We start from the raw sequence: 24,239 nt of genomic DNA on the forward strand, positions 1-24,239 counted from the left end.
ATATGGATATGAAAAAAACGCTTTCTTTATGCAAACAATTTTTACTTGGCAACCCAAAAGCAGCGGTCGGTATTTTTATGGTCGCAGCGGTGGTAATTCTTTGTTTCGCCGCGCCTCTGTTCACTGAGTATCAACCTACAGCACGTATTGCAAGACCACACCAAGCGCCGTCTTGGGATCATATTTTAGGTACTACTCGTATGGGCCGTGACGTTTGGGCACAAGTTCTCTACGGAGGAAGAACCTCTCTAATGGTTGGCTTTGTCGCGGGCACCTTTGTGATGCTAATGGCGATGGTCGTTGGTGTGTCATCGGGGTATTTTGGCGGTCGAGTTGATAACACGCTGTCGTTCTTTACGAACCTAGTCATGGTTATTCCTAGTCTTCCTTTAATGCTGGTGCTTGCTGCATTCCTTGGTCAGGTTTCGCCATTTGCGATAGCGGTGATCATCGGAGCTACCTCTTGGCCTTGGGGCGCTAGGGTTATACGTTCGCAAACGCTCGCTATTCGGAATCGAGATTTCGTTCATGCTGCTCAGGTGATGGGTGAAACTAAACCGCGCATGCTGTTTGCTGAAGTTATGCCAAACATGATGTCCATTCTGGCTTCACTGTTCATTGGTACGGTTATTTTCGCCATCATGACTCAAGCAACGTTAGAGTTTATTGGTTTAGGTGACCCGTTAAGCGTGACATGGGGCGGAATGCTCTATAACGCTGACCAAACCTCTGCGATTCGCATCGGCGCATGGTGGGAAATTGTTGCCCCAAGTGTTGCCTTAGCGTCGGTCGCTATTGGTCTAGCTCTGATTAACTTCTCGATTGATGAAATTTCAAACCCGAAACTGAAAGCACAACGCATTATGGCGAAGTACCGCCGTGAAGAGAAAAAAGCAGAGAAACTTCTAAAGCAAAAGCAGCTGTTGGAGCAAAAACAGTCGGAATTCAAAAATAAAGAGTTCGATAACACTGCGACGAACGCCGGAGGTACACAATGAAAAAGCTAATCGACGTTAAAGGCTTATGTGTTGATTACGTCACTTTTGATGGGCGTGTAAGAGCGGTTGATGATGTGAGTTTCCATATCAATCAAGGTGAAATATTAGGGCTTGCTGGTGAGTCTGGCTGTGGTAAGTCGACGGTTGCTTTCTCTTTAATGCGCTTACACCGTCCGCCTGCGCTGATTTCTGAAGGGCAGATTCTATTTGATGGTCAGGATGTACTGACGATGGAAGAGGAAGAGCTTCGTTCCTATCGTTGGAAAGGCGCATCCATGGTGTTCCAAAGTGCAATGAACTGTCTGAATCCATTAAAAACCATTGAATATCAGTTCTGGGACATCTTTGAGGCGCATGACATTGTCAGCAATCGAGAAGAGTCGATAGAAAAGGCAAAAGAGCTGCTTAATATTGTTGATATTCCTTCTGAGCGACTGTTTGATTATCCGCACCAGTTCTCGGGCGGTATGCGTCAACGTGTTGTGATTGCCATGGCGTTGGCACTGAATCCAAAACTGCTCGTCATGGACGAACCAACAACCGCCCTTGATGTAGTGGTTCAGCGAGAGATCTTACAGAAAATTCATGAGCTAAAAGAGCGCTTTGGGTTCTCGATTCTGTTTATTACTCATGATCTTAGTTTGATGGTCGAATTCTGTGATCGAATTGGCATCATGTATTCAGGAAAGTTGGTCGAACTTGCGCCTTCAAAAGAGATCCTACAAAAGCCAAATCATCCTTATACACAAGGCCTAGGGAACTCATTCCCAACCTTGATTGGTGAGCTTCAAGAGATGAAAGGGATTCCCGGATCTCCTTTGGATCTGAATAACATTCCTCAAGGGTGTCGTTTTGCTCCACGCTGCTCGTACGTGCAAGACAAGTGTCGTCAGATAGAACCTCAGGCAGAGCAATTGGCATCCAATCGTTGGTCGACCTGTCACTTTCATCTAAATGCTTTGGTAAACAGCGAAGAATCAGCACAGCGCAATAAGCCCGAGCCTGAATATGTCATTCAATTAGCAGATGTGGAGGGTTAAAGAATGCAAGTAGTAGAACAATCACGTACTGCGGATAAGAATGAGGGTTCTGTTGTATTAGAAGCACAGAACCTAACGATTGATTTTCATAAGAAAAAGAAATCACTGTTTGGACCGAAAGAGTACTTAAGAGCCGTGAATGGCTTGAACTTCAAACTGCGAGAAGGGCATTGTGTCGCCATCGTTGGTGAGTCTGGCTGTGGAAAAAGTACCAGTGCAAAAATAGCCACCAAGATTCATAAGGCAACGGAAGGTGGAATTTATTTCCACGGTACCAATATTGATGAATTTAAGTCGGGTAAAGTGCTGGATGCCTACCGCCGAGAAGTTCAAATGGTGTTCCAAGACCCGTTCAGTTCACTCAACCCTCTGCACACAATACGCTATCATCTGCAGCGTCCATTGAAAATTTATCACGGTATTAAGCCGGGTAAAGAGATGGAATATCGAATGATCAAGCTACTAACAGAAGTGGGCTTAACACCGGCAAAAGAGGTGCTGGGTAAGTTTCCTCATCAGCTTTCTGGCGGTCAAAGACAGCGTGTGTTTTTGGCAAAAACCCTCGCGATTGGCGCGAAGGTCATCTTAGCGGATGAACCAACATCGATGTTAGATGTGTCTATTCGAATTGGCGTTCTAAACCTGATGAACAAGATGAAAAAAGAGATGGGTAAAGCGTTCATGTACATCACACATGATATCGCGACGGCTCGTTATTTCGCTGAAGAGACCATCGTTCTTTATTGTGGGCATATGGTGGAGTGGGGCGATACAGAAGCGATCACCCAAAACCCTCAGCACCCTTACACCCAACTTCTACTCGCCGCGGTGCCTGATCCGAGTCGAAGTATCCACGATAAGTTACCGACTCACCGTTCATTAGAAACCCCAATGTGGTCACCAGATAAGCAAGGCTGCCCTTACGCGTCAAGGTGTCCGCAGGCAAAAAAGGTGTGTAGCGAATACTTACCGGAGCCAACACAAATAGCAGAAAACCACTTTTCTCGTTGTCATCTGTTTACTTAGCTAAACGCCATTTAGTGAAGCGAATGATCGAGACGATAAAATCGAAAGCCTGAAGAAATAAACAAAATAACAATTCAATAATAATTATGAGCTCTCACCTTAGTGTTCCATGAGAGTAGAGAGCTCAGACACAAATGGACAGTGAATTATGTACCAAGAAAAAAACCAGTTGAAACCTTCTATTCTATCAAGCGTGAGCCGTCAGGCTGCAAGTGAAGGTATTGTATTACTTGAAAACCAAGGGAATGTATTGCCATTTAAAGACGGGGAATGCATCTCGTTGTTTGGGCGCTGCCAAATTGATACTTACCGAAGTGGTACAGGATCTGGTGGGGCGGTTAATGTGCTGTATGCGGTGAATGCACTTGAAGGGCTAAGAGCTAATCCTAGCATTACTTTAAATGAAGAGCTTGTGTCGGTCTATGAGCAGTGGGTAGGCGATAACCCTTTTGATAATGGCGGCGGCGGCTGGGCGGCGGAACCTTGGTTTCAAAAAGAGATGCCAATAACGCAGACGTTGGCAGAGCAGGCGAAAACCGTATCAAATAAAGCCGTTGTCTTTATTGGTCGTACCGCAGGAGAAGAGCAAGATAACCGTGAAGAAGCCGGCAGCTACTACTTGACGGAAGACGAGCTTGATATGTTGAAGAAAGTCACTGCTCAATTTGATGATGTGATTATGGTTCTTAATGTCAGCAATATCATCGATATGTCGTGGTTATCGACGATTGAAAATGCTCAATCTATTAAAGGTGTTCTTTATAATTGGGCGGCAGGCATGGAAGGTGGCCACGCCTTAGCGGATGTTTTGTCTGGCGATGTCTCTCCGAGTGGTAAGTTAACAGACACAATTGCTCATCGTTTAGAAGATTACCCATCAGCTGCGAATTTTGGTCGTTCAGATTACAACTTATACGCAGAAGATATCTACCTTGGGTACCGCTATTTTGAAACCTTCAAACCTGAAACCGTGTTATACGAGTTTGGTGCTGGACGTTCGTATACGACATTCAATCAAACGTTAAGCTCATACCTCATTGAAGGCGAAGGTGCCGAGGCTATTCTTCACTTTGACGTTGAAGTGAAAAACGTTGGAGAACAATTTTCTGGCAAAGAGGTCGTGCAGATTTACCTTGAAGCGCCGCAAGGCGAACTAGGTAAGCCGTCTCGTGTTCTTATTGGGTTTACTAAGACCGAATTATTAGCATGCGGTGAAAGTGAAACGGTTCGTGTTTCTGTTCCTGTTCGCTCGTTTGCCTCTTACGATGATAGCGGTGTGACTGGAGAGCGTAACTGCTACGTACTTGAAGCCGGTTGTTATCAGTTCTATTTTGGCGGAAGTGTTCGCTCTTCTAAATGCATGAGTGCCACTTTTGATGTAAAAGAGTTAATGGTCACTGAGCGACTTAAAGAGGCGTTAGCACCTGTTAAAGCGTTTGATAGAATGAAACCGGGCGCTAAAAAACAGGATGGTAGCTACGAGCTGACGTACGAACCTGTTCCTTTACGTACGGTTTCAATGCAAGATCGAATTGAATCGGCGCTTCCTGCATCGATTGAACTGTCAGGTGACAAAGGCATTAAACTTATCGATGTGAAACAAGGTCGAGCAGGGCTAGAAGAGTTTGTTGCGCAGATGACGCCTGAACAGTTGGCAACGATGACCCGTGGCGAAGGGATGTGTAGCCCAAAAGTGACACCCGGAGTCGCGGCGGCCTTTGGCGGAGTTTCACTGGATTTATTTGAGTTGGGTATCCCAGTCGCGGCAGCAGCAGATGGCCCTTCTGGCATTCGTATGGACAGTGGCCATACCGCTACACAAGTACCTATTGGGACACTATTAGCGAGTACGTGGAACCGTGAACTCAATGAGCAGCTGTTTTACCTTGTCGGTCAAGAGTTAGTTGAGCACAAAATCGACACACTGCTTGGCCCTGGAATGAACATTCACCGACACCCTCTTAATGGTCGTAACTTTGAATACTTCTCTGAAGATTCATTAATCACAGGAGTCATTGCTTCAGCGCAAACATTGGGGCTAAGCAAGGCAGGGGTGAGTGGTACGATTAAGCACTTTGTTGCTAATGACCAAGAAACCGATCGTAAAGATGTAGATTCGGTTGTATCAGAGCGAGCGTTACGTGAGATTCACTTGAGACCGTTTGAAATGGCGGTTAAAGAGGGCAATGCGTCGACCATCATGACGGCGTATAACCCAGTTAACGGTCATTGGACGGCGTCCAACTATGACTTGAACACTACTATCCTGCGTGATGAGTGGGGTTACCGTGGAATTGTCATGAGTGACTGGTGGGCGAAGATGAATGATCCTATCACCGCGGGCAAAGAAGATGTGAGCTTTACCTCATTTATGATTCGATCTCAAAATGATCTTTACATGGTCGTAGAAAATGACGGTGCAGAGTGTAATGCTTCTTCCGATGACACAATCGATGCGTTAAATAGCGGTCGCCTTACGCTTGGTGAATTACAGCGTTCTGCAATGAATATTTGTCGCTTTATCATGAACGCACCCGCGATGGATCGTCCTCTTGAGTTTTATCATAATGTGAAGCACTTTGAGCCACTGCAAGAGGCTGGTGAAAGAGTATCAACACCGGTAGAGCAGGGCGTAACGTTTAAAGCGGAAGCGATAAAAACGGCGGTGATTGACGTTTCTAAAGATGGGCTTTACCAATGTGATGCGTTGATGCGCTATGAACTGAATTCGATGGCGCAATCTTCTTGCAACCTAAGCATTAATGGTGTGGTTGCGATGACCTTACCGGTGAATGGAACCGATGGGAAACTGGTGAGTGTGAAAGGGCAAGAGGTAAAACTGAGTAAAGGGCTTTATGAGCTTTCTGTTGAATCTGTAAAGCCTGGACTTGAGCTTGAGCAGTTAACCTTTACTGCAGTGCAATAAGTACTGGTTAACTAGTGTTTTTGTGAATAAGTGGGGCGAATAACGTCCCACTTTCTTTTTCAAGGAGTGTGATTGTGCGAAAAAAGAAGGCCACGGTTTATGATGTCGCAACGCGAGCAAATGTGTCTGTTAGCACAGTGTCTCGTTATTTAAATCGCACCTCTTTTATTGTGAAAGAGAAAGTCGATGCGATTGAAAAGGCAATGGTAGAGGTGAACTTCACCCCCAAAACAACACAAAGCAGTGCTCAAACGAAACGAAACATGACGATCGGGATTATCTCTCCAGCATTTGATAGCCCATTTATTTCACAAATATTGGGGGGCGTCTCTTCAGAAGCGGCTCATACCTCTTATAGATTGGAGCTAGAGGCATCTAACTGGGATCCAAACCGAGAAAAGAAACTAATCAAGCAATTGATAGAACAGAAAGTCGACGGGATAATTCTACTGGTTCCGACGATTGAAATTAAACAGATAGAAAAGCTTGTTGGCGATACGCCCGTTCTGTTCATCGCTCGAGATGGTAACGGTATCTACCCATCACTGCTCATCGATAATCAGATGGGCGGTTATATTGCGACGAACCATTTAATCCAACTTGGGCATACTGATATTGTTTTTGTTACCGGAACAATGGGTAGCTTAGATGGGGCTGAACGATTTGTCGGCTATAAACAGAGCCTAGAAAACGCGGGGATTGAATTCAATTCTAATTTGGTGATTGACGGAGCCTATGAATCGCAAAAAGCGTTTGATTCCATGAGTGAGTTGATTGAACAAGGTGCGTCATTTAGTGCCGTATTCTGTGCCAATGACACCAGTGCTTATGGTGTGATTCAAGCGCTTCATCAGAAAGGTATTAAAGTTCCAGAGGACGTCTCTGTGATTGGCTTTGATGATCTTTCGACCTCTCAGTTTTTTATCCCTCGTTTAACAACGATAAAGCAGCCCCTACAGTGCCTAGGACAAATATCCATTAAGTACATGTTGGATCTTATTAGCTCGAATACACCTGAATATACCGTCCCTCCTGTTACTTTGATTGAAAGAGACAGTTGTCGCGAAATGTAAATTTCACTTGATTAGAACGCTAAAAATTGAGTTCTTGATGACAACACTCGAATGTGAGGATTAGACGACTTAAAGGCTCAGAAGGACTGTTTGATAAAACGGCTCTTGTTCATGGTTTTATGCTACCCGTCCGTTTTTTCGACGCGAGATATTGAGAATTAGAAATAACCACAACCATGAACTAAGTTAAATAGTAAACGATCTGTTTGGTAGCGTATGAGTGTTTCTAGTTGGGCGGAAAAGTATTGCTCTGAGTGTTCGACGCTGATGTTGTTATATCAGCCAGAGTTGAGCTATATCTGTAAAAGCAAAGGGCTAACCGCGGAACTTTCTCGTGGCTCGTTGAGCATATCCTCATTTTTGACAAACCTTTCTCCAGCTCAATTGGCTAACCCTGATTTTGGTGACTTCTCACTCTATTTAGAGCGTTCTTATTGCATCGAAAACGTTTACTGCTATCACCTACAACGCATCAGTAGCTCTGAAGATCAAAGCTGGGAACTCTTTGCAAATACAATGAGTAAACTTCACGAAGTGATGCTACGCCTTAGCCAAGCGCCAACACTCGATGACCTATACCAACAAGCGATTATTGAAGCGCAGCAACACTTATTTATCGATCGGTTAGCAATCCTTCTTTTAGACACTGAAACGAATGAAATGATAGGAACTTGGGGCACCGATGAAGATGGCAATGTTAAGGATGAAAATGCATTTAGAGGCCCAATACCGGATGCTCCTTGGGTGGAATTAACACTGGCGTCAAAAGAGCATGTAGAGGTATGGGACAACGTGGATCTTCTCTATTACAACAAAGTGGTCGGCAAGGGCTGGAATGCGATGGCAGCCATCTGGGATGGAGATACGCCTATTGGCTGGATTGCCTGTGACAACTTAATCAAAAAGCGCCCAATGCAACCATGGCTTAAAGAGATCTTAGGGCAATATGGACAGGCTCTGGGGCACACCATAGTTCGGTTTAACAACCTTAAAAAACTGAAAGATATCAACGACAATCTAGAAACGCTTGTTGCTGAACGCTCTTCCCAACTACAAGAAAAAGTCGAGCAACTGGAAAAAGCACAAGATGAGCTGGTTGAGTCAGAAAAACTTGCTTCTTTGGGAGGGCTAGTTGCAGGGGTCGCTCACGAGGTAAATACGCCTGTTGGTATTGGTGTTACTGCCGCTTCCCACTTGGTAGAGGAAGCAAAAGAGATCAGTAAACAGTACCAGAATAAGACCATGAAAAAATCCGATCTTGAAGGGTATTTTGAATATACATTAGACAGTGGTCAATTAATTCAAGATAACTTATTAAGAGCAAGCGACCTGATTAAAAGCTTTAAACAGTTGGCGGTTGAACAGACCGTTGATTCAATCTTTGAAGTTAATCTGTTTGAGTTGGTCAACAATATTCAAAACAGCTTTCATCACCAATTCAAGAATCGCCCCATAACTTTTATTAATCATATTGAAAAAACCATCGTTTTTCGTGCCTGTTCCGGCAAGTTGAATCAGATCATAACCAATTTAGTGAATAATTCCCTTATTCATGCCTTCGACTCAGAGATTAAGGGAACGATCGAGGTTAAGGCAAGCATTGAAAATGGCGGTTTACACCTTTGTTATCTAGATACGGGTAACGGTGTTGATGACGAGACATTACAGCAACTATTCGAGCCATTCTTTACCACGAAAAGAGGCCATGGGGGCACTGGGTTAGGGCTAAACATTGTTTATAACATAGTTAAGAAGTTAGATGGTCAAATTGAATCGAGTCACGTTAAGCCGACGGGGCTACAATTTGACATATTTTTACCGACTGAGGTGAATGAATGAGTGACGATCTATTTAGTGATGACTTTTTTGCCGATGAAGAAAAGGTTGAAACAAGCGTTCCGTTAAAACCTTGGAATGTACTCATTGTCGATGATGAAGAAGAGATTCATCGAGTAACAAAGATGGCGCTTAACAAATTTGAGTTTGAGAATAGACCGCTCAACTTTATTTGCGCCAAATCGGCAAAAGAAGGGCAACAAGCCTTTTTAGATCATCAAGATATCGCGATGGTGCTACTGGATGTCGTGATGGAGACAGAACATGCCGGTTTAGAGTTGGCGAAATGGATTAGAGACGAGCATGGCGATCTCAATGTGAGGATTGTTTTGAGAACGGGGCAACCTGGTCAATCGCCAGAACAAGCGGTTATCAAAGATTATGATATTAATGATTATAAAGCGAAAACGGAGCTTACCGCGCAAAAACTGTATACCTCCACCTTAACGGCTTTAAGAGCTTACCAACATATTATGATTCTGGAACGCAGTAAGTTAGGTATGGAACAAGTCGTCAAAGCAACAAAAAATGTCATGGACAAGCTAGGTTTTGTGGCCTTTTCTAAAGCCGCTCTAGAACAAATTATAACCTTGATTAATGTCAGCGATACGATGCTATTAGACATTAGCGATCATCTCACTACTGACACTGCAATTATTGAAGTTGATCCATATAAGCATACGGCTCAGATGATATGTGGCACTGGGGTGTTTCAAGAGGTAAAACAACAGAATACCTATTTTGACGAATTGCCCTTTCAACAGCTGCTTAATCGAGCGTTGGAAAGCGAAGCCTCGGTATTTGATGAACAGGAAATATTGATTTATTGCACCAGCGCTCACCATTCGGTGGTTTTCTATATCGTTACAGAGCAAAGCCTAGGACAGGTCGATAGGCACTTACTCGAAGTGTTTACCGAAAATCTTGTGGTTGGACTTAAGAATATAGACTTGAATGAGCAGATGAAACGCTCTCAACGTGAGGTCATTTATAGACTGACGGAAGTGGTAGAAAACCGCTCTAATGAAACGGGTTATCACGTTAAGCGTGTTGCGCGATATTGCGAACTTTTAGGTCGCCTGTATGGCTTGGATGAAGAAGAGTGTGAAATTATTCTATTTGCTTCTCCTCTCCATGATATCGGTAAAGTGGGTACCCCAGATCGAGTGCTGAACAAGCCTGGGAAATTAGACGCGGATGAGTGGGCGATTATGCAGACACATGCCGAAGCGGGTCAGAATATGTTAGAAGGTTCTGATTTGGAGTTATTGGACGCCGGAGCCATAATCGCAGGTACTCACCATGAACGTTGGGATGGAACGGGCTACCCGAAAGGGACGTCAGGAGAAAATATTCCTATCTACGGTCGAATTTGTTCATTAGCTGATATTTTTGACGCTCTCTGTTCTAAGCGTGTTTATAAAGACCCATGGTCAATAGAAGACGTATTCAAATACATTCAATCGGAGTCGGGAAAATTCTTTGATCCGAAATTGGTCGAACTATTCTTAGCAAATAAAGATCAATTCCTCAAAATCAGAGAAGAACTTAAAGATCCCGAATGAGGCTGGACACTAATTATTGAAATTATAAATGTATGTCAGGACGCTAAAAGCATAATAGAAATGGATAACAATAATGATAAATAGAAAACGAATCGACTATTTTATGGCCATACTCTTAACGAGTATGGTATTTACTCTCAGTGTTCATGCATCGCCGCCTGAAATTGTTAAAGTCTATTTTGATTCGGACAGAACCGGGCATATTGAGTCAGCCAAATCGATAGAGCAGGGGGTAAAAGTCGCTTTTTCAGAAGTGGATAACCAGTTAAATGGTATACCCGTGGAGTTTGTTACTTTGGACCACAGAGGAAATGCACTCCGTAGTAAGAAAAATATGGAGAAATTTCTGCAAGATGAAAACGCACTTGTGTATGTCGCAGGTTTGCATTCCCCCCCACTTATTAAATTTCGAGAGTTTATTAATGAATCTCACTTGCTCACTTTAGTACCTTGGGCTGCGGGATCGCCTATTACTCGTTATCCTTCAACGGAAAATAATTACGTATTTCGCTTATCTGTCGATGACTCTAAGGTTGGGGGGAAGTTGGTTAACCATGCTTTAGATAATGGATGCCAGCAGCCTCAGCTGATGCTAGAAAACACGGCGTGGGGGCAATCAAACTATAAAGCGATGCAGTCAGCGTTGCCCGCGACACTCTCGAATAAAGTTCAAGTCACCTGGTTTGACTGGGGGATCACGGACGTCGATGCAAGAAATAAAATCAGGGAAGCCATAGATTCAAACGCTGACTGTTTACTTATGGTGTCAAATGCAAGAGAAGGTCGTTTGCTCACTCAGGCGGTGGGCGATTTAGAGGTGAAGATGCCCATTTATAGCCATTGGGGTATTACGGGAGGAAGCTTTGCAAATGAGTTGCCTTTTGAGGTTCGAGAGAAAGCCGATCTTCAATTTATTCAATCATGCTTCAACTTTTATAGTGGTGAAAACAGTGAATTTCAAATGGGCGTTTTTAAAAATGCGCAAGAGCAATTTCCTGCTGATTTTTCAGATACTAACATAGCTGCACCTGCTGGTTTTATTCATGGTTATGATTTAGCTCAAGTGTTTATTGAGGCTGTAAGTACGGTCACTTTAACCAATGATATGAAGGTTAACCGTAAGAATATAAAAGAGTCGTTGGAATCTTTTGATGCACCCGTTCAAGGGTTAATTAAGCAGTATAAACGTCCATTTTCTCCCTATTCAGAGAGTACCCCTGACGCGCATGAAGCACTAACGATTGATGATTTATGCATGGCGATGTACGATAAAAATAATGCAGTTAGACTCCTTAACTGATCATAAATACTAACGTTAGATGTGGCTTAGAGTTTCTTATGCTGAAATTTGATAAAAAAAATGGCATGCACTTATTTTCCCTGTTCATTTTATTGGGCACGTGCCTTTTTGCCGTTGTTAGTTTTATTTTTATTCAGAAGCAAGCTGAAGACTCTGCGAAGCTGATGGTTAAAGAGAGCAATGCAGGGCGATTTACAACCATTTCTAACTACACCAAAGAATTTTTAAATTCTCATGAACAGACTTTGAGCAGAATGGTTGTTCACCCATCGGTAACCGCCTCAACACTTCAAGGGGTGGCTGATGAGGGGGCATTTAAAGATAAGCTGCGTCAGTTAGAAGCCATTGACATCGAAAGTTATTTTAATGTTTATGACTTTGTCGGAGAGAGCATTTACAGTGAGTTTAATTTTTCACCTGAGGTAAGTTTTTATTTGAAGTTAGGGGTGGCCGATGAAACGTTACTTGATAAGGTTACGTATTCATTTTTCAAGTCAGACGGCATGACGTATGTCTTGCTTACATCACCGATTCTTTATAACGATTTACCTGAAGGGTTAGGTGTCTATGTTTCTCGTGTGGATGATGACCGGCTGCAGCTAGGACTCAGTTCTGATGGCAACTATTGGGTTGGAATAATCCAAAGCCAACTAAACTGGGAGATGTCTGCCCCCACAGGTTGGGAAACTCAAACTGAAAGATTAGAAGGCACCTCTTTAGCCGTCTCTTTTGCCCTCTCTCCTTTGCTGTTTATCGAGGCTCAACAATCACTCTTTGAAAGTCTGTTCGTTGGAGTTTCGTTAGCAACCATCATTTCATTTATCTCTCTTTTTATTCTCGGACGTAAAGTTCTTGTTTCACCATATCAGCAACTTTATCAATCAGAACAAAGGCTCATTGCCAACGCTGAAAAATTGAAACAGCAACAAGAGAAATCAGCATTGCTTGTTAAAGTTGCGAAGTATATGCGAGACGCAGTTGTTTTTACGGACAAAAATATAAAGATCACATGGGTAAATAATGCGTTTGAGAAACTGACTGGTTACAAATATGAAGAGGTTGTCGGTAAGAATCCTGGCGCTTTATTGCAAGGTAAATTGACGGACAAAGAAACGAAAACAACGATAAAAAAAGCCATCACTGAGAGGCAATCCGCATTTTTTGAAATAGTAAATTATAGCAAGCAAGGAATACCCTATTGGGTGGAGATCGCATTAACACCCCTTTTCGATGCTACCGGGTATCTTGAAGGCTTTATGGCGGTAGAAAGAGATGTCACACATCGTGTGGAACTAGAAGCATCTCTCAGACAAAAAGCGATAGAGGCAGAGTCCGCCAACGTCGCAAAATCTCAATTTTTAGCGTCAATGAGCCATGAATTGCGCACACCAATGAACGGTGTGCTGGGCATGGGTGGCATTTTGAAAACAACGGACCTTACCAAAGAACAGCAGGGATACGTGAATACGTTATTACTTTCAGGCGAGCATATGGTCTCGGTTCTTAATGATATTTTGGATTTTTCAAAAGTTGAAGCGGGTAAGCTTGAGATTGTTGAAAGAAGCTTCTTCCTTTCTGTTGTGGTCGATAAAGTGGTCAGTATGTATGAGCCGTTGTGCAAAGAAAAAGGGCTTGGTTTTACGTATGAAACGCCAAAACAACAGGGAGAAATCATGCTGTACAGTGATGAAAAACGCATTGTACAGGTACTGCAAAACCTACTGGGTAATGCCTATAAATTCACCCTAAATGGGGAAGTTACTTTTGCTCTACAGATTTTGGGAGAAAGTGATAACGCAACACTTTCTGTTTCGGTTCGAGATACGGGGATCGGCATTGAAAAATCGAAGCTTGGTGATATTTTCGATCCTTTCATTCAGGCGGAAAGCGATAATACTCGAAGCTATGGAGGGACGGGCCTCGGCTTGGCTATTTGTCAGGAGATTGTGTTAGCAATGGGGGGAGAGATCCGAGTTGAAAGTGAACTTGGTTTGGGTAGCCAATTCTTTGTAGATATCCCCATCAAGTATGAATACCAAAAACGTCATTCTTACATGAAAGAGATCGAGTCGTTTGATGGAACTGGCTTGGTAGCGCTCATCGTTGAAGATAACCGAGTAAACACCATTTTACTTAAAACCTTACTGGAGTTAAGAGGCTTTGAATGTGAAGCCGTTGAGAATGGTCAATTGGCTATCGATATTACTGAAAACAAGGCGTTTGATTGTATATTTATGGATAATCATATGCCTGTGATGGACGGAATTGAATCCGCGAAAGCGATTACTCGTCGAAATGATAACAATAACAGAGTGATTATTGGCTGTACTGCAGATGTGTTTGAAGAGACACGTATTGCCATGTTAAACAGTGGGTGCGTCGAGGTGTTAACTAAGCCCATTAACAATTACCATCTCGATGAGATTTTGCACCAACGCGTAGGTAATAAATACGCTCCTAAGGTGAGTAGCCTGTAGAAACATTAACTTGGATAGATTGAGTGTTTATTACAAAGCTTGCTTAATTGAGGTTAACCTCAAGCACAATTCTGTTTGTTTTCTAGGAAAGGTCGACTATTTCATTTTTAGTGATAAGCTCGTCTGATTACTCAATTATCAATAAGTCACCACACGATGAATACCGCCCTACTTGGAATGTTCATTCCCACATTTTTCTTTGTTTCTATTACGCCCGGCATGTGTATGACTTTAGCGTTAACGTTAGGGATGAGTATAGGCTATCGACGTACGTTGTGGATGATGGCGGGAGAGCTGATTGGTGTCGGCTTAGTTGCAGTTGCTGCTGTGCTAGGTATTGCGGCGGTCATGCTTAACTATCCATGGCTATTCGTCGCTTTAAAAATCATTGGTGGAAGCTACCTGTTCTATTTAGGCGTCCAGATGTGGCGTTCGAAAGGCAAATTGGCCATCAATTTAGACGAACAAGAGCAAACAGCCCAAAGTGATTGGGATCTCGTCGTGCAAGGCTTTGTGACAGCCATTGCGAACCCCAAAGGATGGGCGTTTATGATCTCTCTTCTCCCACCTTTTATCGATCAAAGTGTTTCTCTAGCACCCCAGTTAATTGTATTGGTTTCCATAATTCTTCTGTTTGAGTTTATCTGTATGACGCTGTATGCAACAGGCGGTAAGGGATTAAAGCGTATGTTAGGTCATTCTAAAAATGTTCGTTTGATGAACCGAATCGCTGGCACTTTAATGATGGGAGTTGCGATTTGGTTATTGGCGAGTTGAGGTAATAATGCTGAGCAAAATTAAAACCGCACTTGCTGAAGCGCTTGATTTCCAATCGAGGCTTTGGGTCGTTAATGTTTTTACAGGTGACAATAAAGGCGAATCTTTTGTGGTTAACGAAGACAGCTTTAAAGAACCGCTTCAATGGATGAAACGTAAAGGCTACAGCGTGATCATGTTAGAGAAAGTTGATCATATGCAGCGTTCTCAAGTCATCGAATTTGAGCTTGAAACGGTAAAGCATCGGTTAATGAGAGTGAAATAGGGCGCGGATTTTCAAGGGGATGCTTTATGCGTAAAAATGCAAACTTGATCATGATTTCGATTTAATACTGTATATAAAAGAGCGCCGTCATCTTTGGATTGCGCATTAGCCCTACTTTATAAAACTTATTTTTGTTAGCTATTGCCATAAGACCAACTTTGCTGAGATTATTCTGCATAGATATTCATCATTCGTCTTATAGGCAGGGAGCTTATGAAACCTCAAATCAAACCTCAGAACCCCAATTTTTCATCGGGACCATGTGCAAAACGACCTGGTTACGATATTGCAAATCTCGATCTATCAACACTCGGCCGTTCACACCGCAGTAGTATTGGTAAAGCGGCTTTGGCTCAATCGATTGATAAGACCAAAGCGCTATTAGGCATTCCAGCCGACTATCGTGTTGGTATCGTGCCTGCGTCTGACACTGGGGCGATGGAAATGTTCATGTGGTCGGCACTCGGTGCACGCGCGGTTGATGTCTTTCATTGGGAATCTTTTGGCTCAGGCTGGTTTGGTGATATCACTAAGCAGCTTAAGCTGGACAATGTTAACTCGTATTCAGCAGAGTACGGAGAGTTACCTGATTTTTCACAAGCGAACTTTAACAATGATGTTGTTTTTACCTGGAATGGCACAACGTCGGGTGTGAAAGTGCCGAATGGCGATTGGATCAGCGACGAACGTGAAGGTTTGACCATTTGTGATGCCACATCGGCGGTATTCGCTATGGAAATGCCATGGGAAAAGCTCGATGTTGTTACTTTTAGTTGGCAGAAAGTGCTCGGTGGTGAAGGGGCGCACGGCATTATTGTACTGAGTCCAAGTGCCGTTGCGCGACTAGAATCTTATACTCCACCTTGGCCTCTACCAAAGATCTTCCGCATGACTAGCGGTGGTAAGCTGATTGAAGGTATCTTTAAAGGCGCAACGATTAATACGCCTTCGATGTTGTGTGTCGCCGATTACCTTGATGCGTTGGGTTGGATTGAGCAGATAGGGGGCGTGAGCGCGGCGATAGAAAAGTCTCAGGGTAACCTGTCAGTTCTAGCAAACTTTGTTGAGTCTCGCGATTGGATTCACTTCCTAGCGAAAAATGAGGCTGAGCGTTCAAACACCAGTGTTTGTTTCAAGCTTGACGTGACCGGAGAGCAGTTAAGGAGCTTGATCAAATTGCTTGATAGTGAAGGCGTGGCCTACGATATCGGTGCCTACAAAGACGCACCAGCGGGACTGAGAATCTGGGCTGGCGCAACGGTTGATGCGATAAACCTAGAAACGCTATTGCCATGGTTAGACTGGGCGTACGCAGAAGTCACCAAATAAAACAAAAGCATCTGGCTTTATTTAACAAATAAGTCAGTTGCTTTGTTGTCTCTAGCGCAACGTAAAAAGGCTAGTAGTGAGACAGGTTAAGTGACTGATAAGTAGAAATGGAATTTCAACTTAAGGTGAAACACATATGAAACTGATCAAAACCTACAATGCTATCTCTGCCAAAGGGCTCGATATTTTTCCAAGGGAGCACTATGAAGTATCGAGCGAGTGCAGCCACCCCGAGGCGATTTTACTTCGCAGTCAAAAACTCCATGAAGAACCGATTAGTGAAGGTCTGAAAGCCATCGCTCGCTGTGGTGCAGGGGTTAATAATATTCCAATTGATAAATGTACCGAACAAGGCATTGTGGTGTTCAATACACCAGGAGCGAATGCGAATGCGGTAAAAGAGTTGGTGCTCACAGGGCTCTTGTTGGCATCTCGAGATATTAATGAAGGTATCGCTTATTCACAAAGCCTAACCGATATGAGCGACGCCGATGCAATGGACAGGCTGCTTGAGAAAGAGAAGAAGCGATTCGCGGGTACCGAAATTAAAGGCAAGACGCTAGGCGTTATTGGCCTTGGCGCTATCGGTGCATCGGTTGCTAATACTGCGATAGACCTTGGAATGAAAGTGATTGGCTTTGATTCAGCATTGAGTGTCGAAGCAGCATGGCGATTATCAAGTGATATTCAACGAGCAGAAAACTTACAATCTTTAGTGGCCAAATGTGACTTTGTGACGGTACATGTTCCAGCGCTTAAAGCGACGTTAGGCCTAATAAACAGTGAGGTATTAGCCGCGGCCAAGCCTGGTATGGTGCTATTAAACTTTGCTCGTAAAGAGATTGTTGATACCGATGCTGCGATTACAGCACTTGAAAAGGGGCATTTAAGCAAATACGTATCTGATTTTCCAACGCCATCTTTGCTTGGGCGCGATAACGTAATATTAATGCCTCACATCGGCGCATCCACATCCGAAGCCGAGGAAAATTGTGCAATTATGGCGGCACATCAGCTCATTGATTTTCTAGAGAATGGTAATATCACCAACTCGGTCAACTTCCCCATCATCAAGCTTGAACGTACAGAAGGTTACCGTATCACGTTTGCCAATGACAACGTCCCTAAGGTTTTGGGTCATGTACTCTCACTATTAGCAGATTTAAACATTAACGTGCTTGATATGCTCAATAAAAGCCGTAACGAAGTGGCATACACGATACTGGATGTCGAACAAGAGCCAACAGCTGAACTACTGGCTGCTTTGAGTGACGTAGAGCATGTGTTTAACGTTCGAGCCTTGTAGTACTTGTGAGGCTGCCCTGAGGAATCCACGCTATGCAGGTCGTTGCTTATCGATGTTGTGGTAAGTTATTTTGTTGTATTGATAAGTCTGATAACATGGTGAGGTTCAATTAACGCTGAGTAAATAAATTAACAAGGAAAGTACTATGCCAGTAGAGTCTAATGAAAACGCGACCACGGAAGAAGCGACCGCATTTGAACTTGCAATAGGTTTCGTTGTTTTATTCTCAGGCCCACTTTTAATGACCGCCTCTTTTTCTTCAGGGTTTTGGTTTTACGACATCGTTCCGAACTGGCTTGTAAAACTGATGCTTCTCATTGGTGGCCTCATTAGCCTAATTACGATCAACTGGAAATGGACAGTCGCTACGTTCGGTGCGTTAACGCTCGCGTTTAACTATATGCCCGGCGGGGAAGATCCACTTGATACTTGGATCCCAATGATAAATTCTCCTCAGGTAGGAGATGTATATGCCGTGAACACTTTTTTGATGACCAACACTGAGCCCACCGATGACAACGCGTATGTGATTTACAGAGTGAGCCAATTCACAGAGTCAGATATCACCTTCAACAAGTCAGGGTTTCGATATACTCTCGACCACGTAAATGAAATGTTAAAAGATAAGAGTATTTACCAAATCCCCTATTATGAAGAAACATTTACCTTACCTAAGCATGAACTAATCGCCGCTATTCAAGAGCTAGAGATAGGTGGAGTGTTTAGAAATAAAAAGGGTTCCAAAGAGTGAAAATTAGGTTTTTCTCGCTTGTCAGTTGACCTAGCTGAATCGAAGGTGGACAGAAGTTTGTTAGGGTATAAACACACCAACCCATTTTTAGATAAACTCTTGTATATCAAAAGTTAACGTGAACAAAGGCCGTCAATTTGTAATATTCTCGTTATTCCCTTAGGGCTGCATGTGTCATCCATCCTCTCGGGCTCAGTATCAAAAAAAGGACTGATATTACTAGTCAGCCCTTTTGAATTTATATTAACTCTAACTTTTTAAGATAATTCACTTTCTAGTTTAGCGATTTGTTTCCAACTTTGAGGGTATTTGTCCCCTAAAACAAGAAAGAAGCTTTTCATGTCCAAACTTTCTTGAACTGCTATCTCTGTAATTCTCGATAAATAAATTTCATCAGTTTCAAAGGAACGTATAGGGTTGCGTTCTAGAAAAAGTAATACTTCAGTTTTCATTCTTATATGCCTTGTTATTTCGTTACTACAACAATAATCTAACATATGGTTCTTTCTCAAAACAGTAAAGCTCGTCATATTTTTCGAAAAGATATTTGGTAGATGATATGTGGTTCTAAATCGCCAGAAGAGGCAAGTTGATGCTTAACTTACAAGCATAATTTTAATCGAAACCCTTTCATACCTTAGTGATTAATCCAATACTCACAAGCAAGATCAGCCACATTCATTTCAATATCGAAAGGAACTGGTTGCGGCTTTTTCTGTAGCGACTTAGCATCAAGAGCTATTTGCTCGAGGCTTAGAGTCTGAAGCGCTAAACCTAAATCCATAATCTCGATTGGGTTGCCATCACCGGCAGATAGGTTAACTAGGTTCGCATCGGAAAGTATAAACAGTTCTTTATTAGCTCCTTCAATCTTGTAAGTGGTCACATGAGGGCGGATCTTGTCGGTGTGCTCGCTCATTGCTTTAAGTTCAGGTAGATTAATTTCACGCTGGAAGTGACCTGCGTTGGCAATAATTGTTTTATCGCGCATAAGTTCAAAGTGCTCTTTACGTAGAACATTGTCACGGCCAGTAATTGTGATGACCAGATCAGCGTCCGGTAGTGCCTCTTCAAGTGTTGATGTGTAGAAACCTTCCATATGAGCTTCTAGCTTGGTTAGTGAATTGCTTTCAACGACTGTTACGTGAGCGCCCATGCCACGCAGACGTTGAGCGGTACCAGAGCCACAGTAACCGTAACCAATCACAACAACCTTCTTTCCGTGGAGCATAACGTTAGTTGCTCGCATAATACCATCTACAACAGATGAGCCAACGCCGAAACGGTTCTCTATAATACGCTTAGACATAGTATCGTTGATGATCAACGTAGGCCATTGATCGGATTTGAAATCTTCACGTAGACGGTTAGCGCCCGTTGTGGTCTCTTCTGTAGCGCCTATTAGCTTATTTTGCAGTTCTTTAAACTCAGGGTGATTAAATATGAGTTCGTGTAGGTCAGCACCGTTATCAGCAATGATATGAGGGCTAAAAGCTAGAACGTTTTCACAGAAACGCAGATGGTCTTCAAATGTTTCATCACGGCGAGCGAAAACATGGACCCCATAATCTTTAACGAGTGCTGCAGCAACTTCATCTTGTGTTGAGCTTGGTGAGCCTGTAATAGCGACCTTAGCGCCACCCTTGGTAAGTGCCTCAAGCCATACGCCAGTCTTTGCTTCTACGTGTAGGCAGATAGAGATAGTTAGGTCTGTAAATGGTTTCTCTTTCTCTAAACGCTCAATGAGGCTTCTCATAATTGGCATATGAGCGCGAGCCCAATCGATTCGTTTTGTTCCCAGTGGTGCAAGGCTTAAATCGGCAATGTCATGAATAATGTCAGTCATTTTATAGTTCTCTTAAGTGTTTATAGGGTACTAGCCAATAATCTGTTAAATTAGCCACTGGAAAAACAAAGCTACATGGAAAGATTGTTTCTCTAGAAAAACGATGACGAGAAGGGTTTCAAAAAATCAACAGACCGAGTTAACGAACCATGAAAAACCTGAATTTGAATTTAGTCACTACATTTTGCACAGTGGTTAATCACAACTCGTTCTCACGGGCCGCTGATGAGCTAGTATTGTCTAAATCGGTGGTAAGTAAGCAGATACGCCAGCTAGAAAGTGAGTTGCAATGTACGCTCATACAGCGAACGACACGAACGCTGTCTCTAACAGAACATGGTCGCTACCTTTTTGAGCGCTATTCAAAGATTCTCGACGACATCAAAGATACGCACGATGTTATAGACCAAAGAAACGAAACCTTGAGTGGTTCGCTTAAGTTAAGACTTCCTATTGTGCTCGAGCATGATATGGACCTAATCCAAAAAATAAGCTCTTTCTCAAAGCGCTACCAAAGCGTTCAGCTTGATATTATTTATGGCTATGGGGTAGGTGATTTGGTTTCTGATGATATTGATTTAGCTTTTCACATAGGCGCTATTCCTGATAGTAGCTTTCGTTGCAGGAAGATAAAAAGCCTTGGAACGAAGGTGATTGCATCCACCAACTATCTTCAAAATAATGGTACTCCTACGGTCCCCACTGACTTAAAAGACCATCGATGTATGAACTATCGAAGCTGTTTAACGAAAGATAAATGGCGCTTCAATAGTAGTGATAATTCACATGAGTTTGTTGAGCTAAATTCTGTAATTCGCTCAGACTCAGAGAGAATGCTAGTGGAAATGGCCAAAAATGGCTTAGGCGTATCTTGTGCGCTTGATTTCCTCGTTAATGATTACATTGATGCGGGCGAGCTAGTAAGCTTACTAAATGATTACACTTGGTCTACCGACCTATATATTGTTTACCCAAGTGCTATTGTCACATCAAATAAAGTTAGAGCATTTATCGATCACTTAACCAGTTAACCATCGTTATTTTGGGCACGCCAATGTGGTCAGGTCTTGCGTTTACCAAGTATTAGTTTTTGTATATCAAAGTCACCTGAACATATTTGTTCGAACCTTGAAGCGTAACGCATAAAGGGACTCATCTACTGTAAATCACAAAAGAAAGTCCCAGAGCAACCTCTCGGGACTTTCTTTCCATTCACAACTCATATGACTTACTACTGTCGCTTATCGAGTCTCAGCACCAATTCTGCAACACGCCGACCAAGATACTCAGCCGTTGCCACATCTGATGGATGAACGCTTCCATCAATACCTTGAGAGACGATGCCTGTTTGTGTACCAAGGCGATTCAAACCTTGAATGCCCGTGTTAGTGATCTTATCGAGTCCAAGCCAAATCATGCCGTGTTGGCTGGCTAGTGTTTGCATGTATTGAAGCGTACAAGATTGATCGCCGTTCAATGCGCCGCCACTAGTAAATCCTGCGGCGATTTTATTCGCCCATTTTTGATGGCTCCATGAGTCGCTGCTCGCATCGGCGAAGGCTTTAAATTGAGCGGCTACGCCACCCATGTAGGTTGGGGAACCAAATAGTATGGCGTCACAATCGGCTAGCTCTTCCATTAGGTTTGAATTAACGAAACGGCCTTCAATGATTTCACTTCCTTTAATTCGGTGAGACAAGATTTTTACGTTATTTTGTTGCTCAATACCTGAGGCAATAGCATTAGCAAGTTGGCCTGTAATGTCAGTTTGAGAGAAGTAAACGATAGCAATTTTAGACAAAATAATTTCCTTTCAAAAGGTTGTGATTTGAACCTGTGTATAGCCTAAAACCTCAAGCTAAGTTGAGGTCAATAACTATTTTGAAAAGAACTTATAAAAGAAAATTGAAGTGTAAATGTCAGTCGACGAAATGCGCTGAGAATAACGTTATTGCCGTATTGTTCATAAATAGATTAAAACCTCACGGAGAAGAGAACTAAAAGCCTGAGTTTCATGGCTGTGTCTTTATTGTTAATGATTTTGGGGAATGTTTGCTCCCTACTATATAGGTCACAGATTTCTCGGTCGTTTTATTAGATAAAAGCATCAATAATAATCTCGATGTATTGACTTTTTCTTTACAGATATGGATGAGGAACAGGGATGAAGATAGGGATCTTGGCGGCGGGAGATACGCCGCCGGCGTTAAAAGAACAATACCCAAGTTTTGCGCATATGACGTCGGATATGATTCATTCATACCTACCACGCGCAGAGTTTGAGTACTTCGATGTTAGAGACAATCAATTTCCTGAGCAATTGGATGAGATGGTTGCCTGGGTGATCACGGGCTCTGTTCATTGTGCGAATGAAGAGTTGCCGTGGATGCTTAAGTTAGAAGGTATTATTAAAGAACTTCATCAAAATAAACAGTGCTTAATTGGTATCTGCTTTGGGCATCAAATCATAGCGAAGGCACTCGGTGGCACGGTTGAGCAATTTAATGGGGGTTGGGGCGTCGGCTTACATAAATACCAGTGGCAAAATGAAAGTCATCAAACCTCATATTTACCCGCCTTTCACCAAGATCAAGTTGTCAAAGCTCCTAAGGGTGCAAAAGTTCTTATCTCTTCTACCTTCTGCAAAAATGCTGGGCTTCTTTATGGGGCTAATATCTTCACATGCCAGTTCCACCCCGAGTTCAGTAACGATTTCGAACAAGCTTTATTAAGCCTATTTGAAGGCAGCACTATCCCGATGTCTGTTGCCGATAATGCCCATAATAGTTTGTCTGAAAGAGCTTCAGATAATCCAGTCGTCGGACGTTGGATAGGGGATTTAATCGCGAGTCGAGCATAGTGTTATTAACCATACTGTATAGTTTTCTTAACACTTGTTATCTATCGAATGAAGGCTTCTTTATCGACATATTGAACATTTAACGCCATCTTATGCGGCTATTGATGTCAGGCGACACTGGCATAAAAGGACGAAATAGTTAGATTTAGCGATAAGGACATTCAATTATGGATAAAGACCATACTCTTCGAGAAAACCTACTGGCCTTGATTCTAGGTAGTGCTTTAGTGTCACTTGGGGTTATATTTTTTAATCAGGTTGGGTTACTGACCGGTGGTACAGCAGGGCTGTCCATTTTTGTCACCAAGATATCTGATTATTCATTCGGTCAGGTCTTTTTTATTCTCAACTTACCTTTTTATATCTTGTCAGTGACCCGAATGGGCTGGCGCTTCTCTATTAATACCTTTATCGCTGTGAGTATCGTCTCGTTTGCCGTTGATCATCTCTATTACGTGATTCAAATATCTCACATAGAACCTTTGTACGCAGCTCTATTAGGTGGTGGTCTCATTGGTATGGGAATGTTGGTGATATTTAGGCATAAGATGAGCCTAGGTGGATTCAATATTTTGGCCTTGTTCCTACAGGAACGTTTTGGCATTCGTGCGGGTAAAGTTCAAATGGGCTTAGATTGCTCGATAGTGATTATGTCGCTGTTCATCGTGAATATTGAGTTGATTGCGCTTTCTATTCTTGGTGCAATTGCCACCAACCTTATATTAGCCATGAATCATAAACCTGGTCGTTACCAAGCTATCATCGAAAAATCAGCGGCTTAGTTTGCAAGTTGCGCTAGGCAGCACGTTTGATTCCGGTATATAACCTTCTAGAAAAACGCTCAGTTCCTTAATGAATTTGAGC

Annotated in this window: 20 protein-coding genes; 17 read left to right on the plus strand and 3 right to left on the minus strand. The window is 42.8% G+C overall.

The window, feature by feature from the left end:
• The first annotated feature begins 8 nt into the window (after positions 1 to 8).
• From KP803_RS06640 to KP803_RS06705, 14 genes are all read left to right on the plus strand, one after another.
• Complete coding sequence (locus KP803_RS06640; protein WP_248008062.1) at positions 9 to 998, plus strand: ABC transporter permease subunit; 990 nt, start codon at positions 9 to 11, stop codon at positions 996 to 998.
• The gene (locus tag KP803_RS06645; protein ID WP_248008063.1) at positions 995 to 2,038 is read left to right on the plus strand and encodes an ABC transporter ATP-binding protein; all 1,044 of its coding nucleotides are present in this window, start codon (positions 995 to 997) and stop codon (positions 2,036 to 2,038) included. The genes KP803_RS06640 and KP803_RS06645 overlap by 4 nt, the downstream gene beginning before the upstream one ends.
• Positions 2,039 to 2,041: 3 nt before the next feature.
• Positions 2,042 to 3,064, plus strand: coding sequence for an ABC transporter ATP-binding protein (locus KP803_RS06650; protein WP_248008064.1), 1,023 nt, complete (start codon positions 2,042 to 2,044; stop codon positions 3,062 to 3,064).
• Positions 3,065 to 3,212: 148 nt separating this feature from the next.
• Entirely contained in the window at positions 3,213 to 5,990 is a 2,778-nt protein-coding gene (locus KP803_RS06655; protein ID WP_248008065.1) for a glycoside hydrolase family 3 protein, read from the plus strand.
• Between the two features lie 74 nt (positions 5,991 to 6,064).
• Complete coding sequence (locus KP803_RS06660; RefSeq protein ID WP_248008066.1) at positions 6,065 to 7,063, plus strand: LacI family DNA-binding transcriptional regulator; 999 nt, start codon at positions 6,065 to 6,067, stop codon at positions 7,061 to 7,063.
• Between the two features lie 216 nt (positions 7,064 to 7,279).
• Complete coding sequence (locus tag KP803_RS06665; protein ID WP_248008067.1) at positions 7,280 to 8,902, plus strand: sensor histidine kinase; 1,623 nt, start codon at positions 7,280 to 7,282, stop codon at positions 8,900 to 8,902.
• Positions 8,899 to 10,464, plus strand: a complete 1,566-nt coding sequence (locus tag KP803_RS06670) for an HD domain-containing phosphohydrolase (RefSeq protein WP_248008068.1) — start codon at positions 8,899 to 8,901, stop codon at positions 10,462 to 10,464. Before KP803_RS06665 ends, KP803_RS06670 begins: the two co-directional genes overlap by 4 nt.
• Before the next feature lie 73 nt (positions 10,465 to 10,537).
• Positions 10,538 to 11,764 (plus strand): ABC transporter substrate-binding protein, encoded by a 1,227-nt coding sequence (locus tag KP803_RS06675; RefSeq protein ID WP_248008069.1) that lies wholly within the window; start codon positions 10,538 to 10,540, stop codon positions 11,762 to 11,764.
• A 38-nt stretch (positions 11,765 to 11,802) separates the two neighbouring features.
• The gene (locus KP803_RS06680) at positions 11,803 to 14,241 is read left to right on the plus strand and encodes a hybrid sensor histidine kinase/response regulator (RefSeq protein WP_248008070.1); all 2,439 of its coding nucleotides are present in this window, start codon (positions 11,803 to 11,805) and stop codon (positions 14,239 to 14,241) included.
• Between the two features lie 156 nt (positions 14,242 to 14,397).
• Entirely contained in the window at positions 14,398 to 15,018 is a 621-nt protein-coding gene (locus KP803_RS06685; protein WP_248008071.1) for a LysE family translocator, read from the plus strand.
• A gap of 7 nt (positions 15,019 to 15,025) precedes the next feature.
• Positions 15,026 to 15,283: a hypothetical protein gene (locus tag KP803_RS06690; protein ID WP_248008072.1), complete on the plus strand. Its 258-nt coding sequence runs from the start codon at positions 15,026 to 15,028 to the stop codon at positions 15,281 to 15,283.
• A 213-nt stretch (positions 15,284 to 15,496) separates the two neighbouring features.
• Positions 15,497 to 16,612 carry a phosphoserine transaminase gene (locus tag KP803_RS06695; RefSeq protein ID WP_248008073.1) on the plus strand — a complete coding sequence of 372 codons (1,116 nt, stop codon included), beginning with the start codon at positions 15,497 to 15,499 and terminating at the stop codon, positions 16,610 to 16,612.
• 136 nt (positions 16,613 to 16,748) lie between these two features.
• Positions 16,749 to 17,918, plus strand: a complete 1,170-nt coding sequence (locus KP803_RS06700) for a phosphoglycerate dehydrogenase (protein ID WP_248008074.1) — start codon at positions 16,749 to 16,751, stop codon at positions 17,916 to 17,918.
• Positions 17,919 to 18,063: 145 nt separating this feature from the next.
• Positions 18,064 to 18,669, plus strand: a complete 606-nt coding sequence (locus KP803_RS06705) for a hypothetical protein (protein ID WP_248008075.1) — start codon at positions 18,064 to 18,066, stop codon at positions 18,667 to 18,669.
• A gap of 257 nt (positions 18,670 to 18,926) precedes the next feature.
• Here the strand turns inward: KP803_RS06705 and KP803_RS06710 are convergent, their stop codons facing one another.
• Positions 18,927 to 19,121 carry a hypothetical protein gene (locus KP803_RS06710; protein ID WP_248008076.1) on the minus strand — a complete coding sequence of 65 codons (195 nt, stop codon included), beginning with the start codon at positions 19,119 to 19,121 and terminating at the stop codon, positions 18,927 to 18,929.
• 185 nt (positions 19,122 to 19,306) lie between these two features.
• Positions 19,307 to 20,515, minus strand: coding sequence for an adenosylhomocysteinase (locus tag KP803_RS06715; protein WP_248008077.1), 1,209 nt, complete (start codon positions 20,513 to 20,515; stop codon positions 19,307 to 19,309).
• Between the two features lie 149 nt (positions 20,516 to 20,664).
• Between KP803_RS06715 and KP803_RS06720 the strand changes: the two genes are divergently transcribed.
• Entirely contained in the window at positions 20,665 to 21,546 is an 882-nt protein-coding gene (locus tag KP803_RS06720; protein ID WP_248008078.1) for a LysR family transcriptional regulator, read from the plus strand.
• Positions 21,547 to 21,746: 200 nt separating this feature from the next.
• On the opposite strand, the gene KP803_RS06725 is transcribed toward KP803_RS06720, so the two are convergent.
• Positions 21,747 to 22,316: a flavodoxin family protein gene (locus KP803_RS06725; RefSeq protein ID WP_248008079.1), complete on the minus strand. Its 570-nt coding sequence runs from the start codon at positions 22,314 to 22,316 to the stop codon at positions 21,747 to 21,749.
• Positions 22,317 to 22,679: 363 nt separating this feature from the next.
• Between KP803_RS06725 and KP803_RS06730 the strand changes: the two genes are divergently transcribed.
• Together KP803_RS06730 and KP803_RS06735 are read left to right on the plus strand one after the other, a co-directional pair.
• Positions 22,680 to 23,375 (plus strand): type 1 glutamine amidotransferase, encoded by a 696-nt coding sequence (locus tag KP803_RS06730; protein ID WP_248008080.1) that lies wholly within the window; start codon positions 22,680 to 22,682, stop codon positions 23,373 to 23,375.
• Positions 23,376 to 23,542: 167 nt separating this feature from the next.
• Positions 23,543 to 24,157: a DUF6198 family protein gene (locus KP803_RS06735; protein WP_248008081.1), complete on the plus strand. Its 615-nt coding sequence runs from the start codon at positions 23,543 to 23,545 to the stop codon at positions 24,155 to 24,157.
• Positions 24,158 to 24,239 lie beyond the last annotated feature (82 nt).

This window comes from Vibrio amylolyticus, from assembly GCF_023145695.1.
Lineage (GTDB): Bacteria > Pseudomonadota > Gammaproteobacteria > Enterobacterales > Vibrionaceae > Vibrio > Vibrio amylolyticus.

Bases quoted from the DNA above. Each gene is read 5' to 3' on its own strand.
- KP803_RS06640 (WP_248008062.1), top strand. From the start codon at position 9: ATGAAAAAAACGCTTTCTTTATGCAAACAATTTTTACTTGGCAACCCA.
- KP803_RS06700 (WP_248008074.1), top strand. From the start codon at position 16,749: ATGAAACTGATCAAAACCTACAATGCTATCTCTGCCAAAGGGCTCGAT.
- KP803_RS06735 (WP_248008081.1), top strand. From the start codon at position 23,543: ATGGATAAAGACCATACTCTTCGAGAAAACCTACTGGCCTTGATTCTA.
- KP803_RS06645 (WP_248008063.1), top strand. From the start codon at position 995: ATGAAAAAGCTAATCGACGTTAAAGGCTTATGTGTTGATTACGTCACT.
- KP803_RS06680 (WP_248008070.1), top strand. From the start codon at position 11,803: ATGCTGAAATTTGATAAAAAAAATGGCATGCACTTATTTTCCCTGTTC.
- KP803_RS06650 (WP_248008064.1), top strand. From the start codon at position 2,042: ATGCAAGTAGTAGAACAATCACGTACTGCGGATAAGAATGAGGGTTCT.
- KP803_RS06665 (WP_248008067.1), top strand. From the start codon at position 7,280: ATGAGTGTTTCTAGTTGGGCGGAAAAGTATTGCTCTGAGTGTTCGACG.
- KP803_RS06730 (WP_248008080.1), top strand. From the start codon at position 22,680: ATGAAGATAGGGATCTTGGCGGCGGGAGATACGCCGCCGGCGTTAAAA.
- KP803_RS06675 (WP_248008069.1), top strand. From the start codon at position 10,538: ATGATAAATAGAAAACGAATCGACTATTTTATGGCCATACTCTTAACG.
- KP803_RS06685 (WP_248008071.1), top strand. From the start codon at position 14,398: ATGAATACCGCCCTACTTGGAATGTTCATTCCCACATTTTTCTTTGTT.
- KP803_RS06695 (WP_248008073.1), top strand. From the start codon at position 15,497: ATGAAACCTCAAATCAAACCTCAGAACCCCAATTTTTCATCGGGACCA.
- KP803_RS06720 (WP_248008078.1), top strand. From the start codon at position 20,665: ATGAAAAACCTGAATTTGAATTTAGTCACTACATTTTGCACAGTGGTT.
- KP803_RS06705 (WP_248008075.1), top strand. From the start codon at position 18,064: ATGCCAGTAGAGTCTAATGAAAACGCGACCACGGAAGAAGCGACCGCA.
- KP803_RS06710 (WP_248008076.1), bottom strand. From the start codon at position 19,121: ATGAAAACTGAAGTATTACTTTTTCTAGAACGCAACCCTATACGTTCC.
- KP803_RS06655 (WP_248008065.1), top strand. From the start codon at position 3,213: ATGTACCAAGAAAAAAACCAGTTGAAACCTTCTATTCTATCAAGCGTG.
- KP803_RS06690 (WP_248008072.1), top strand. From the start codon at position 15,026: ATGCTGAGCAAAATTAAAACCGCACTTGCTGAAGCGCTTGATTTCCAA.
- KP803_RS06670 (WP_248008068.1), top strand. From the start codon at position 8,899: ATGAGTGACGATCTATTTAGTGATGACTTTTTTGCCGATGAAGAAAAG.
- KP803_RS06715 (WP_248008077.1), bottom strand. From the start codon at position 20,515: ATGACTGACATTATTCATGACATTGCCGATTTAAGCCTTGCACCACTG.